Below are 14,364 nucleotides of genomic sequence, written 5' to 3'. Positions count from 1 at the left end.
ACTTCAAATTTTAAAATGCAAAAATAAGGATTTTTTGATTGCTTATATAGTCATTTAAAACTTTCTTCGTATTTTAGCCGAAATTTAGACATTTGAAAAGCGTTAAAAACGCAACGAAAAAGCAATATTTAAGAACAAACACTATTTCAAAAGAATAGAATATGGATATTCAATTCAACAAAAACGAAGATTTTAATAAACTGTCAGTAAGTGATTTACACAAACGATTAGCCAAAGTCAGAAAAGGAGGCGGAGAGAAAAGTATCCAACGGTTGCACGATCAAGGTAAGCTCTCGGCTCGTGAACGTATCGACTATTTGCTGGATAAAGACCGTGATTTTATTGAAATCGGAGCATTTGTTGGTGAGGGAATGTATGTTGAGCACGGAGGTTGTCCTTCTGGAGGTGTGGTCGTAGTTGTTGGATATGTTTCTGGGAAACAATGTGTTGTGGTAGCTAATGATGCTTCTGTAAAGGCTGGAGCATGGTTTCCAATCACTGGAAAGAAAAACCTACGAGCTCAGGAAATAGCCATCGAAAACCGATTGCCTATCATCTATTTGGTGGATAGTGCGGGAGTGTATTTGCCAATGCAAGACGAAATTTTTCCTGATAAGGAACACTTTGGACGCATTTTTCGTAATAATGCGGTAATGAGCAGTATGGGAATCACCCAAATCGCTGTTGTGATGGGAAGTTGTGTGGCGGGTGGAGCCTATCTGCCAATAATGAGCGATGAAGCTATGATCGTGGATAAAACGGGAAGTATCTTTTTAGCAGGAAGCTATTTAGTAAAAGCTGCCATAGGAGAAGATATTGATAATGAAACTCTTGGTGGAGCAACTACGCACTGCGAAATAAGCGGTGTTACCGACTATAAGGCTAAGGACGATAAAGATGCTTTGGATCGAGTAAAGCGAACAATGTCGAAAATAGGCGATTACGAAAAAGCAGGATTCAACCGTGAAACACCACAAAAGCCACTCAAAGATCCGAAAGAAATCTACGGAATCTTACCCATTTCACGCACTGAACAATTCGACATGAAGGAAATTATCCTACGTTTAGTGGACAATTCAGAATTTGACGAATACAAAGAGGGTTATGGACAAACGCTCATAACGGGTTATGCCCGTATTGATGGCTGGGCTGTGGGTATTGTTGCTAATCAACGTAAGGTAGTAAAAAACAAAAAAGGTGAATTACAATTCGGAGGAGTTATCTATTCGGACAGTGCCGACAAGGCTACGCGATTTATCGCTAATTGCAATCAGAAGAAAATCCCTTTGTTATTTTTACAAGATGTCACAGGCTTTATGGTAGGTTCAAAATCCGAACACGGTGGAATCATCAAAGACGGTGCTAAAATGGTAAATGCGGTGGGAAATTCGGTAGTACCTAAGTTTACAATAGTTATCGGAAATTCGTATGGTGCAGGAAATTATGCGATGTGTGGCAAGGCGTATGACCCACGGTTTATTGTATCATGGCCAAGTGGAAATATTGCCGTAATGGGTGGAGCTCAAGCTGCCAAAGTACTTTTACAAATTGAAACAGCATCCCTGAAAAAGAAAGGCGAAGAGATTTCTAAAGAAAAAGAAGAAGAGTTGTTTAACCAAATAAAATCAAAATACGACGAACAGATTTCTCCCTACTACGCCGCAGCTCGCTTGTGGACAGATGCCATTATTGACCCTTTGGAAACCCGAAAATGGATTTCAATGGGTATTGAAGCCGCTAATCATGCTCCTATTGAAAAGTCTTTTAGCTTGGGGGTCTTACAAGTTTGAGAAAAGATGACAAACCCACACAAGCAATAGTAAACAAAAAACTGCTAAAAATATTTTGATAAATAATTCTTAGCAGTTTTCAACACAATAGCTTGTATCAGATTCTGTCCAAAATCTTCGATTTTACACCATATTATCTTTACAATACTATTTCTCAGTATTTTAATTAAATTTCTATTTGATACTGAATGACATAAGTTCCCTTTCGGGAATCCACTTTTTTGGTGGTAGCATCGAATATAGGACGATTGTGGTAACCAAATGTTAATTTACTTCTATGTCCGTTAAAATAAACATTAAGACCTAAAGCATAAGAATTCACACTTTGATTAAGGCCTTCAAAATCAGCTAATTTCCATCCAAAATAAGGTTGATAACGAGTGTTATTTTTCTCAGACTTTGACAGTAAATATCCTAATTGAAGTAATAGAGTATTTCCTGTTCCAATCACAGGAAAAGCATTGCCTCCGCCATTAAATGAGGTTCCAGAAGAGTCAAAAATACTGTTCACACCTATATTTCGAACATAATCCTCTCCAAAAAAGAGATTATTATAACCCAAATAGGCAGTAATAGCATTATTTTTTGCTGAAATCGGCATATCCATAAAGAAGTCGATACCTAAATTCCGATGATCATCATATGTTTTATTGGCTCCTACAGTTCTTTCAAACATTTTGGATTTATAACCATATCCAACCCCAATGTTTAGTATTTTTTTCTTTCCGATATATGTCCCCACACCTCCACTGTAAGGAGTTCTGTTACTTTCGTCTTCAAGAAATTCATATTTCACGTAGGTAGAATAACCTAAACTTGTATATTTCCGTGAATAATTAAAATCTGTAACTTGGGCATCGGTAGGAATTGCCATTGAATGAATTGACACATTATAATCAAACTTACCTAATTGCCCTTTTGCATACATCCCAATATTGCGCCCCGTGTCGTCCAATTGATTCAGCGTAAATAACTGATGTACCGAGGGGTCTAAGTTCAGCATTGATCCATTTGCAATATCGACAAAGCGTCCAGCTCCAGTGAAAGATAGTTTTCCTACTCCGAGTTTGAATTTATTACTAAAAGTGTACTCTCCCAACATATCCAAAAGCCTTACATCGCTTGAACGAATGGTCTTCTGATTGATGTTGTTATTGCCTAATTGCATGTAAAAAAACAGATTCTTCTTGATTTGTGCTTGGAAAGAAATACGATAGCGTCGTACTGAAAAATCAAAAGTTTCGCTGACTGGTTCTTTATTGATAGTTGTACCAGGATTGGTAGCCACATACCTTCCCCAAAATTGACCTCTAATACCCGCTTGAATGTAAGTTTCTCCTTTTTCGTCAAAAGTATGTTTCAGTAATTGAGCATAAGAATTCACTGAAAATAAAGCTACTAGAGCAATAAAAATATCCTTTGTCTTCATCACTATGATTTTATGTTATCTCTCTGAAATTTGCACGTAAAGGTACGTTTTTTTTAAAATCTAACCAATCTTTCTGTGCAAAATTTAAGTGAGAATTTAGGTTTATTAAAGTTTCAGATAGTTATTATTTTTGGTATCTGTATCAAACCTATTATCTCACGAAGATGTTGATTTTCATGATTCTTTCAAGGTTTAAAATTATTCCAAAACATATCAGACCCAAATTTTCGATTAACTTTTAAAACAAAAAAAGAGGTTACTCGTTCGAATAACCTCTTTTTTATGGTATGATTTTTTCTTAGAAAATCGCAGCTAAATCTTTTTTGTATTTAGATAATAAAGCTCTCGTTAGACCAAGATTCGCTCTTGTTGAATCAACAGCTAAGTAAATAAAGTAAGCTCCACTTGCTGAGATGTCAATGATATGAATCTGATCGGTTAAAGTAATCAAAATGTCCTCAATTCTTTCTTTTGGAGTTAAACCTAAAACTTGAAGAGCGTTTTGTTTTGCTTTTACTACCTCAAGGTTATAAGCAGAAGCCAACGTTGGATCAAAATTAGGATTAACAGTTTCAGCTCCGTAAGAAACTCCAGATCTTACCTCTGTAACAGATACAGCTATAAATCCAGGAACGTTGTTTTTCATATCCTGAATGAATTTGTCTAATACGTTTGTCATCTTTTATAAATTTTATTATTGATTAAATATTTATTGTTTAAACTAAGAGGCATCGAGCGGATTCGAACCGCTGTACAAGGTTTTGCAGACCTCTGCCTAGCCACTCGGCCACGATGCCATTAAATTTTAGGTTGCAAAGATAAAACTTTTTATTAATATTAGCAAACTCTTTTGCGTTTTATTTTTATGCTAACCGATTCAACATCGCCTCCGATAGGAGGGTTTAGTTTTGATATTTTTAATGTAATTTTTTCTGAATCAGCAAGTTCTAAAAAAATTCTATCTGAAATTCGCCCAGCTACATGTTCCAAAAGCTTCGAACGAATTGCCATTTCTTCCATAACTATGCTGTTCAACCTAACATAGTTTATCGTGTCTGCAAGTTCATCACTTTCTATTGACTTTTGTAAGTTTAAGGATACTTTCAAATCCACCCGGTAATCACTTCCTATTAAGCCTTCTTCGGTTAAACAACCATGATTAGCAAAAACACGAATGTTTTTTAATATGATTTGTCCCATTGGTTTATCGATGCGTACACTTACAGTTACTAATTCCTTGGAATAAGTCAAGACCAATGGTCAATACATGCGTTCCAGAATTATATTTAATTAACTCATTTAAAGTCACTTGGTAAGAATAAGCGAAATAGAAATATCCTCTTTTTAAACCTGCCATAGGTCCTACGTTGAGAGGAGCCAGAATCTGATCATTCAAGAAACGATAGTTCGCACCCACCCAATAGTAGTCTTCCATATTTCTCCAACGAAGTTTGAGATTCAAATCGGTTGATGAACGTCCGTCACTTTCATAGTATTGAATGAACGTTGACGGCTCGATTTCAAAAGAGCCATTTCTTTCCATTTTATACAAATATCCTGCGTAAACTGTGTAGTTACGCAATCCTTTTGGTTCATTGGTAGCAAAAATATCAACATCTTTGTTTAAGATATTCAATGCATTCAAACTTGCAAACCACCCTTTGTAACGATATAAGACCCCAACGTCAAAGTTGTGATTGATTCGTGAACGATTATTTGTTACCGACGGGTCGATACCACTTGTTGTATCAAACTTGTCAATATCAATGCGGAAAGAGTTCAAGGCATAGGATATACCAAATGAAATGAAATGATTCTCGTAGCGATCCAATGTTAGGTGATGAGCAAAACTCCCTTTTGCTCCCATTTGGCGTGTATTCCCGTTTTTGTCGTTATAGAGAATTAAACCTGCTCCGCTTCGCTCTCCAATACGAAGATCTCCAGAAAGCGATTGATAATCAGGTGCATTTTTTACTCCTACCCATTGAGAAACACCACTGAAACGCAACTTAATAAAGTCGCCAATCCCTGCATAGGTTGATGTAACTAAAAACTCACTGTCTGCTAAATATTGGTTCATTTGAGGCAGGTGCAACTCCTGTGAAAGGATTTTCCCTCCCGTAGCAATAACCATAAAAACAAATAATAGGATTTTTTTCATTGCTGATAAAAATTTAAAATACAATTGCATCCATATAACTTAAGATAGGGATGTGTTTCTAATTATAGAAATTAGAATTTTGGACAAATATCTTTACTTTTTTTTTCTTATCCTATTTTTTTTTCATTTTAATGCATATATTTAACATATCATCTCTATTTTAACATTTTAAAAAGGTTTTATGTTAGAGTAAATTTATGTATTAAAACATTGATTGTCAATTATTTAAACTAAAAAATAGGAAAAGAGGCTCCTTTTCCTATTTTTTTCTATTTTTTATTTAAAAGGATTTTATTCTTTTCCTCTAACTTTCTTTTCCCATTTCCAAGCGGAAGCCATAGCTTCGTCTAATGTAGATTTTGATTTCCAGCCTAATATATTGTTTGCCTTATCGGTATTGGCGTAAGCAGCGGTGATATCACCTGCACGTCTGCCCACGATTTGATAATTCAGTTTCTCGCCTGAAACTCGCTCAAAACTATTGATTACTTCCAAAACGCTGCTTCCTGTTCCTGTTCCAACGTTGAAAACTTCGTAATTTTCAGTGTTTTTGCCTTCCAACAAGCGTTGTAGAGCCACCACGTGAGCTTTTGCTAAGTCTACCACGTGGATGTAATCGCGTATGCAAGTACCATCTGGAGTCGGATAATCGTCACCAAAAACAGATAGTTTTTCACGAAGGCCAATACCTGTTTGTGTAATAAAAGGAACTAAATTTTGTGGCACACCAATAGGTAGTTCTCCTATTTCAGCTGATGGGTGAGCTCCTATGGGGTTGAAATAACGCAACGAAATAGCGTGTAGATTTGGGGTAACTTTGCATGTGTCGGAAATGATTTCTTCTCCAATTTGTTTGGTGTTCCCGTAAGGTGATTCTGCTTTTTTTACAGGGGCATTTTCAGTAATCGGAAGCTCATCAGCTTGACCGTAAACGGTACAAGATGAACTGAATATGAAATGTGCTTTTTTGAGTTTGGTTAACTCTTGTAGTAAATACACAAGCGTACTCAAATTGTTTTCATAGTACAACAACGGATTTTCAACACTTTCGCCCACCGCCTTGGATGCTGCAAAGTGAATCATCCCAGACACATCTTGATGACGCTTAAAGAAATCAATCACAGCGTTTTTGTCTCGTAGGTCAAATTTTTCAAAAATAGGCTTTTTACCTGTGATATTTACGATTCGTGGAAGTACGTCTTCCGATGAATTTGATAAATTATCAATAATAACCACTTCAAAACCCGAATTTTGCAACTCTACAACTGTATGCGAACCGATGAATCCAAGTCCGCCTGTTACTACGATTTTCATATATTTTTTACATTTTTTATGTTTATATTCTTCTGTTCTTATAGAATTCCTAATTATTTCTACCGTGTTACACGTAGTAGCTAATATGTCCGCTTCCTCAGATTGTTCCCTGATTTCGAATCACTTTACAAACGTTCAACAAAGGTACAGTTTTTTTAGAAATTTTACGCCGAAAAATTATACATTTTGACCATTCCCTTCGTTTCTGATATTTAAGACTCGTTGTGGGAACGGAATTTCGATACCTTCTTCATCAAAGCGGAGCTTAATTTGTTCGATTGTTTCAAAGTAACAGTTCCAATAATCATCGTTATTACACCAGTATCGTAGAGAGATATTCACAGAGCTATCTGCCAGTTCCTCCACAAAAACTACGGGAGCTGGGGTGTCAAATGCACGTTTGTCTTGGGAAGCTATGTTTAGCAAAATTTTCTTAGCTTTTTGTAAATCAGAATCATATCCAATACCTACCATTACCTTTACACGTCGTTTGTCCTCTCGACTGAAATTGATGATGCTATCGCCAAACAAAGGTCCATTGGGAATAATAACTTCTTCATTATTAAATTTATTAAGCGTTGTATAGAAAAGTCCTATACTTTTTACAGTGCCTCGTTCATTTTTGGCTTCAATGTTATCCCCTATGCGAAAAGGTTTCAAAATCAGAATCATGATTCCCCCCGCGAAATTTGACAAAGAACCTTGTAGTGCTAAACCAATAGCAACCCCCGCACTCGCCAGAATAGCAAAAAACTGTGTGGCTGGGATTCCTATTATTTGTATTATAATGAGAAACAAAGCAATATACAACACCCAACGCACTAACTGGGTAAGGAAAATTTGAAGGGAAGAATCCAATTCTCTACGTTCCATCACCCGTTTTAGTAACTTCATTATTAGTCTTATAGCGTATTTTCCAACAATAAAAAAGACAATTGCTCCTATCAACGTAGGGATGAAATCAATTAAACTGGTAATCCATTCTTTTAGTAATTTTTCAAAATCTTGTGCTGTGAAGTGTTCCATTGTTTGTTAGTTTAGTGTGTATTTTTCAGTTTACAAAAGTAGTAAAAATTGAGGATTTCTGTAATAAGAATGGGGATTTTTTTGTGTTTTTTACTTTTGAACAGATAATTTTATTTTGTATTTTTGTATGAAGTTTCTAATACGTATTTCGATGGAAAACACACAAAAACATTTCTTCACAGGAATTTTTATTTTGGTATTATGGTTTTGGTCAATATTTTGGAATTTTCAAATCCTTTCACTCTGATTTTTCCATTACTGGAAGTTTTTTCAATCCTACTCCTTTTTCAAGGTTAATTGCTATTGGATTTGTTAGCGAAAATGTATGAAGAGAAAGGCGATTTAGAAAAAGCAAAACAACAAGCTAATATGGTCGTGTTATAAAAAGTATGATGAAAGTCCTGATTGTCAGGCTGAGCGTAGTCGAAGCCTTGTAATTATAGGGCTTTCGACTACGCTCAGCCTGACAAAGACACTTTCTTTTTTAAGGCATCATACTTTTTACATCACCTCCGCTAATATTTTATTGCAAAAACCTATCAAAATACCTTCTATGGCGATTTTTGAAATGCAAGAAGAAATGAAAACGCTGTTAAATCGATGAAATACAAAGTTAGTAAAAATTTTTGAAAAAATCAATATTGACTTTTAAGAATTATTGTCGGAACTTTGTGGTGTAATTCAAAATAAACTAACAAAGACACATAACATAAGGAAGGATTTATATTTTCATTTGGGATGAATGAAAATAGACAGTCGAACTGTTAGGTTGTTTCCTTATACGGCAAAATCAGTGAAAAGAAAAAATACTATTTGTCTTGGTTTGCAACAAGATAATAGTTTTGAAAAATTGGGCGGACAGGGACAGTATGCGTATTATAAAAACACTTTAAAAAGAATAGTTTATATGTCAAATTCAGAAAACTCAAATTCAGAATCGGCAGGAGATGATGACAAATGGAGAAGATGTCTATCTGATGTACTCGAAGCGGATGGAATGTCTGCATCAGTTGGTTTTATTATAAGTGCAGGAGTAGCTGTTGGTTCAGGAGGAACACTGGCTATACCTGCTTTGATAGGTGTCGCTATTGAATCAGGAGCTGCCTCCGCTTGGGCATATTATAGAAGCAGTAATTGTTAGTTGTTATGAAAAAGAAAATTCTACTATATTCGATTGGATACGTGCTATTTTTTTTTCCTTTGATGAATTTGTTTTTTTCTGTCCAACAGAAATTACCTTTTTTTGATAAGGAGACCTTAGCTTTCTCTATTCCCGTAACCATCTTTGGATTTCTTTGTATGGTTGGGGTTGTGATTTATGAAAATTACAAGGTAAAAAAATAGCTCAAAAAGCAAGAGGAGACTGTACGAAAAGATTCAGTTTGGGCAAAATACCAAAAATAAAACCCTGATTTTCAGTAACTTAATTTTTGTGAAAATCTTAAAATTTGACTTTTCGGACAGCCTCTTCTTTTCGTTAAAATAATGATTTTAGACACTATCCCACAAAATTAGACCTTGCTTTACAACAAGCCAAAAACAACCGCGTAGAACTTGAAAAAATGCTGAGTCACTATGAAAATGACAGTTTAAGATATAAATCTGTGGTGTTTTTGATTGAAAATATGCCGTATTATCACTATCAAGTGAGTGCTGAAATGAATAGTGTCAAAATTTTACTTTCAAAAAAGAAATCTAACAGAAGAAGAACGTCAGAAAGGTATTCGGTTTCTACAAACTTCACAACCTATCATCAAGCAAGATATTAAAGAAATCAAAGCAGAAATGCTTATCGAAAACATTGATTATGCCTTCAAAGTTTGGCAAGAAAAACCTTGGAACAAACACCTTTCATTTGACGATTTTTGCGAGTTAATTTTACCTTATTGTATTGCGGAAGAGCCTTTAACAAATTGCTGTAAAGCCTATTACGAAAAATACAATCCTATTTTAGATTCTCTTTACAAAGGAACAGACGTTGTTGAAGCCTGCAATATCCTTTCTGATTATATGAAAACCGAAGGTTTTTATTATTTCGTAGATTTTGCAACTGAATACTTTGGCAAAAACCGTGTGGCAATTCCAATAAAAAATCAAGTTAAAAACGCATTGAAGCTCCGAAAAATTCGGTGTTATGGCTAAAAAACAAAACAAGAAGTAGTGAAGGACAAATTTTTACGTATGAAAATGACAGACAAGTTTTTCCTATATTTGAAGAGTATCATAAATATAAGGTAAAAGAAATTTGTAAAATTCATAGCTTATATTCCCTATAAATATTTATTTTTGCAAAAAAAAGTAAGCTATGTACAGAACACATACTTGTGGCGAGCTTCGCCTGACGGACGTAAATAAAGAAATCACTCTCAGTGGTTGGGTACAAAAAATCCGCAATAAAGGTTTTATGGTTTGGGTGGATATCCGCGATCGCTACGGAATCACGCAATTAATTTTTGATGAGGAACGTACTGAAAAAAGTGTTTTTGAAAAAGCTCAGTCACTTTCACGTGAAGATGTTATTCAAATTAAGGGAAAAGTCATTGAGCGTGAATCGAAAAATGCGAACATCCCTACTGGAGAAATCGAAATTTTAGTTTCGGGATTAGTTGTGTTGAACAAATCCGAACTTCCTCCTTTTACCATTGAAGATAATACTGATGGCGGGGAGGATATTCGTATGAAATACAGATATTTGGATATTCGTCGTACGCCAGTTCGCAACAATTTGATTTTCCGTCACGAGGTAGCGATGCAAGTGAGGAATTATCTTTCTAAAGAAGGATTTATTGAGGTGGAAACACCTGTGCTGATAAAATCAACCCCTGAGGGAGCGAGGGATTTTGTGGTGCCAAGTCGTATGAACGAGGGAGAATTTTACGCCCTTCCGCAGTCGCCACAAACGTTCAAGCAACTTTTGATGGTCGGCGGATTAGACAAATATTTTCAGATAGTAAAATGCTTCCGCGATGAGGATTTACGTGCTGACAGACAGCCAGAATTTACCCAAATCGACTGCGAAATGTCGTTCGTGGAGCAAGAAGATATTATCAATACCTTTGAGGGACTTACCAAACATCTGTTGAAGGAAGTAAAAGGTATTTCTATTGAGAAATTCCCACGAATGACCTATGCCGAAGCGATGAAAACCTACGGAAACGACAAACCCGATATCCGTTTTGGAATGAAGTTCGGTGAGCTTAACGATATTGCACAACATAAAGATTTTAAAGTATTTAACGAAGCGGAATTGGTGGTAGGGATTGCCGTTCCAGGGGCTAACAGCTACACACGTAAGGAAATTGATGCTTTAATCGAATGGGTAAAACGCCCACAGGTGGGAGCTTCAGGTATGGTGTATGTTAAATGCAATGATGATGGTAGCTTCAAATCGTCTGTGGATAAATTCTACACTGAAGAAGACCTCCAAAAATGGGCGGAACGCACTGAGGCAAAGGCAGGAGACCTTATTTGTATTCTCTCAGGAAAAGCCGACAAGGTACGAGGGCAACTTTCAGCCTTGCGTATGGAACTTGCTGAACGTTTGGGCTTACGCAAAGCGGACGAATTTGCTCCGCTGTGGGTGGTTGATTTCCCATTGTTGGAGTTCAACGAAGAAGAGAACCGATTTTTTGCAATGCATCACCCGTTTACATCTCCAAAACCGGAAGATATTCCCCTGCTTGATACCAATCCGGCTGCGGTACGTGCCAATGCCTACGATTTGGTGCTGAACGGAAACGAAATAGGCGGTGGTTCTATCCGAATTTTCAATAAAGAATTACAGGCGAAGATGTTTGAGTTGTTAGGCTTTACACCTGAACAAGCAGAGGCTCAATTTGGCTTCTTGATGAACGCCTTTAAATATGGGGCACCGCCACACGGAGGCTTGGCTTTTGGGTTTGATAGATTGGTTGCCATTTTGGGCGGACAAGAAACTATCCGCGATTTTATAGCCTTCCCGAAAAACAATTCGGGACGCGATGTAATGATTGACGCACCTTCACCGATTGACTCCACACAGCTTGATGAACTGCATATCAGGTTGAATAATTAACATAAAAAACATTGCTGAAAGATAGAAGAATTTTTAGCAATGTTTTTCTTTTTCATTGAAAATCATTAGATTTGCTAACATCTTAAAACTATGATAAAAATGAGAACATTACTATTCATTGTGCTGATAACTTTATTTTCTTTCAAAGAAATGTATGCACAGAAAAAGTTAAAGCTTTCGGGAGAAGTTGTTGGGGCAGAAACTGAATCTATTTTGTTGGCAAAACCCACACAATCTGTATTTACAGATGCTGTTATAGAAATTCCTGTAAAGAATGGGAAGTTTTATTATGAATCTCAATTAGAATTTCCAGAAGCTGTAGAACTTTATTTCAGTGAGATTCGTAAAAAAGGAAGTGGAAGTATTATGGAATTGTTTTTGGAAAATGAGGAGATACATCTCACGCTTTATGATGAAGAAGAATTTAACAAGAACATTGTAAAAGGAGGCAAGTTGAATGCTGAGCATAAAAAGTATACGGATGATTTCAATCGTAAGTTTGAACATCTCTTCCAACCGATTATAGATAGTTTGGATGTTTTATATGAAAATGATTTGTATCATAGTAAAGAGGTGGAAGAGTTGTACAAGCAATTAGACGATAAAACAGGTGTTGAGAAAAAACTTATCTACGAAAAAATTGAAGCCTTAACAAAAGCTGATAAACATCTTAGCCCTGAGGCTAAAAAGCTTAATGATAGGTTAAAACCTCTAAATGAGGAAGCTAAAGCATATCGTCAGGAGTATATTGAGAAAAACCCGAACTTGATTGCTTACTCATTTCTTTTGAAAGACTTAATGTATAAAAGGGAGCAAATGGATATTTCTTATAGCAAAAGAGTTGCAAAAAAACTAGCAAAAGCCAATCCGAACCATCCATATAATAAATTGGTTGCCGAATTGGTTGCCTCTCTTGAAAATATTAAAATTGGTCAAAAATTCGTCGATTTTACAGCCCCCGACTTAAACGGAAAGCAAGTGCAGCTATCAAAAGTTATTCAAGGAAAAATAACACTATTAGATTTTTGGGCTACTTGGTGCGGACCTTGTATTGCTACTACTCGTATGATGATTCCCATTTATGAAGCATACAAAGACAAGGGTTTCACAATGGTGGGAGTTGCCGGAGAGTTTAAAAATACGGATAGGTTAACTCAATTTTTAGAGAAAGAAAAATGGGATTGGTTACAATTGGTTGAGTTAGACAAACAAAATAAAATTTGGCAGAAGTACGGAATGCAAAATAAAGCGGGTGGTGTTTTTCTCATTGACGAAAAAGGAATAATCATTGCAATTGACCCTACAGCCGAAGAAGTTAGAAAAGAATTAGAAAAGCGATTAGATAAAAATTAAAGCAACTGTCGGAGTAAAGATTGACTCCGCATAACTCGAGGAGTTGCATATCAGGTTGAAATGAAAAAATACCTTCTAGTTTTAGTAATATTAATTTCATCTCGATGTTTAGGACAGGATAATATTGGAATAAAATTCTTTGGTTTGAGTTTTCATCCGTTGGGAGAAAGGCAAAATGCTCATTTAATGCCTAATAAATTGGATAGGAATGCCTATTTTGTTCTGAATTTGGGGGCGATTGTTTCTGCTGAAAAATTTGTCTATGAGGGTATAAGTATCAAATTTGCACAAGGGGTTTATGCTGATTGTGCGGTTCAGTTCGGTGGGTTTTCGCATATTGGAATTCGCTTTAGGATTTTTGAAATTCAAAGACACAAATTATCAGGAGGTTTAGGTCCTACTTTAGTATTTCGTAAGAATTGGCAAAAATTAGAGGGCTATCATAATCCGAACGTATTTAAAGGAAGCAAAGAAAGTCGTTGGCAATATTTGTTTTTGTGGTATGGTGGAGAATTTGAATACAAGTACGCTTTGAGTGAGCGATTTGATTTGACGATGTCCTTTGTGCCTGGTTACCCCGATTTGATGAGCTTATCCTTTGGAGTAAATTATAATTTGTAGTGAAACTTTATTTTTTTACTGATAAAAATATGTGGAAAAATGTTAACTAATTATTGGTGTGTGAGTTATGATCCTTATCGTCTTGAGAACTTATGTTCCAAAAAATTAAAATCTTCTAAAAGGCAGTTATGAGAGCAGTTATTCAACGTGTATCTAACGCATCCGTAAGCGTTAGTAATCAGTCCGTTTCATCTATTGGACAAGGGTTATTGATTTTAGTAGGTATTGAAGATAGCGACACCTTAGAGGATGTGCAATGGCTTTCGGCAAAAATTGTCAATATGCGTATTTTCGATGACCAAAATGGGGTGATGAACCTGTCGGTAAAAGATATTGATGGTGAAATTATTACAGTTTCACAATTCACGCTACATGCTTCTACTAAAAAAGGCAACCGACCAAGCTATATCAAAGCTGCAAAACCTATAATCTCTGTGCCTCTTTATGAACAATTTGTTGAACAACTTACATCGGATTTAGGGAAAACTATAGGCACAGGTGTTTTTGGAGCCGATATGCAAGTGAGTCTATGCAATGATGGACCTGTCACAATTATTGTTGATACGAAGAATAAAGAGTAAAAAAGGCAATTAGTGCAACTTTTAAATTCTAAAAC

The 14,364-nt window shown here is 35.9% G+C and carries 13 protein-coding genes and 1 tRNA gene; 7 read left to right on the top strand and 7 right to left on the bottom strand.

The window, feature by feature from the left end:
* Positions 1 to 161 precede the first annotated feature (161 nt).
* Entirely contained in the window at positions 162 to 1,790 is a 1,629-nt protein-coding gene (locus ACF3OB_RS07155; RefSeq protein ID WP_042006800.1) for an acyl-CoA carboxylase subunit beta, read from the top strand.
* 166 nt (positions 1,791 to 1,956) lie between these two features.
* Here ACF3OB_RS07155 and ACF3OB_RS07150 read toward each other — a convergent pair whose 3' ends face one another.
* From ACF3OB_RS07150 to ACF3OB_RS07120, 7 genes are all read right to left on the bottom strand, one after another.
* Positions 1,957 to 3,219, bottom strand: coding sequence for a hypothetical protein (locus ACF3OB_RS07150; protein WP_095893611.1), 1,263 nt, complete (start codon positions 3,217 to 3,219; stop codon positions 1,957 to 1,959).
* Between the two features lie 298 nt (positions 3,220 to 3,517).
* Positions 3,518 to 3,898 (bottom strand): hypothetical protein, encoded by a 381-nt coding sequence (locus ACF3OB_RS07145; protein ID WP_042006804.1) that lies wholly within the window; start codon positions 3,896 to 3,898, stop codon positions 3,518 to 3,520.
* 47 nt (positions 3,899 to 3,945) lie between these two features.
* Positions 3,946 to 4,016 (bottom strand) — tRNA-Cys (locus ACF3OB_RS07140).
* A 40-nt stretch (positions 4,017 to 4,056) separates the two neighbouring features.
* A complete protein-coding gene (gene folB / locus ACF3OB_RS07135) occupies positions 4,057 to 4,419 on the bottom strand; it encodes a dihydroneopterin aldolase (protein WP_042006807.1) in 363 nt (120 codons plus the stop codon).
* Between the two features lie 4 nt (positions 4,420 to 4,423).
* Positions 4,424 to 5,380 (bottom strand): type IX secretion system membrane protein PorP/SprF, encoded by a 957-nt coding sequence (locus ACF3OB_RS07130; RefSeq protein WP_042343096.1) that lies wholly within the window; start codon positions 5,378 to 5,380, stop codon positions 4,424 to 4,426.
* Between the two features lie 291 nt (positions 5,381 to 5,671).
* A complete protein-coding gene (galE, locus tag ACF3OB_RS07125) occupies positions 5,672 to 6,694 on the bottom strand; it encodes a UDP-glucose 4-epimerase GalE (protein ID WP_042006809.1) in 1,023 nt (340 codons plus the stop codon).
* A 177-nt stretch (positions 6,695 to 6,871) separates the two neighbouring features.
* Positions 6,872 to 7,720 (bottom strand): mechanosensitive ion channel family protein, encoded by an 849-nt coding sequence (locus ACF3OB_RS07120; protein WP_042343062.1) that lies wholly within the window; start codon positions 7,718 to 7,720, stop codon positions 6,872 to 6,874.
* 742 nt (positions 7,721 to 8,462) lie between these two features.
* Between ACF3OB_RS07120 and ACF3OB_RS07115 the strand changes: the two genes are divergently transcribed.
* The 6 genes from ACF3OB_RS07115 (at position 8,463) to dtd (ending at position 14,329) form a co-directional block, all read left to right on the top strand.
* Complete coding sequence (locus ACF3OB_RS07115) at positions 8,463 to 8,861, top strand: hypothetical protein (protein ID WP_172919552.1); 399 nt, start codon at positions 8,463 to 8,465, stop codon at positions 8,859 to 8,861.
* Between the two features lie 524 nt (positions 8,862 to 9,385).
* A complete protein-coding gene (locus ACF3OB_RS07110) occupies positions 9,386 to 9,862 on the top strand; it encodes a hypothetical protein (RefSeq protein WP_241697294.1) in 477 nt (158 codons plus the stop codon).
* Between the two features lie 163 nt (positions 9,863 to 10,025).
* Positions 10,026 to 11,774, top strand: coding sequence for an aspartate--tRNA ligase (aspS, locus tag ACF3OB_RS07105; protein WP_392447245.1), 1,749 nt, complete (start codon positions 10,026 to 10,028; stop codon positions 11,772 to 11,774).
* A 99-nt stretch (positions 11,775 to 11,873) separates the two neighbouring features.
* Positions 11,874 to 13,127 (top strand): redoxin domain-containing protein, encoded by a 1,254-nt coding sequence (locus ACF3OB_RS07100; RefSeq protein WP_392447244.1) that lies wholly within the window; start codon positions 11,874 to 11,876, stop codon positions 13,125 to 13,127.
* A 60-nt stretch (positions 13,128 to 13,187) separates the two neighbouring features.
* Entirely contained in the window at positions 13,188 to 13,748 is a 561-nt protein-coding gene (locus tag ACF3OB_RS07095; RefSeq protein WP_172919550.1) for a hypothetical protein, read from the top strand.
* A 128-nt stretch (positions 13,749 to 13,876) separates the two neighbouring features.
* A complete protein-coding gene (gene dtd, locus ACF3OB_RS07090) occupies positions 13,877 to 14,329 on the top strand; it encodes a D-aminoacyl-tRNA deacylase (RefSeq protein ID WP_042006824.1) in 453 nt (150 codons plus the stop codon).
* The last annotated feature ends 35 nt before the right edge of the window (positions 14,330 to 14,364 follow it).

It is taken from the genome of Capnocytophaga canis (assembly GCF_043187445.1).
Classification (GTDB): domain Bacteria; phylum Bacteroidota; class Bacteroidia; order Flavobacteriales; family Flavobacteriaceae; genus Capnocytophaga; species Capnocytophaga canis.
Note: the sequence above shows the minus strand (reverse complement) of the source record. Positions and strands in the feature narration are given on the sequence as shown.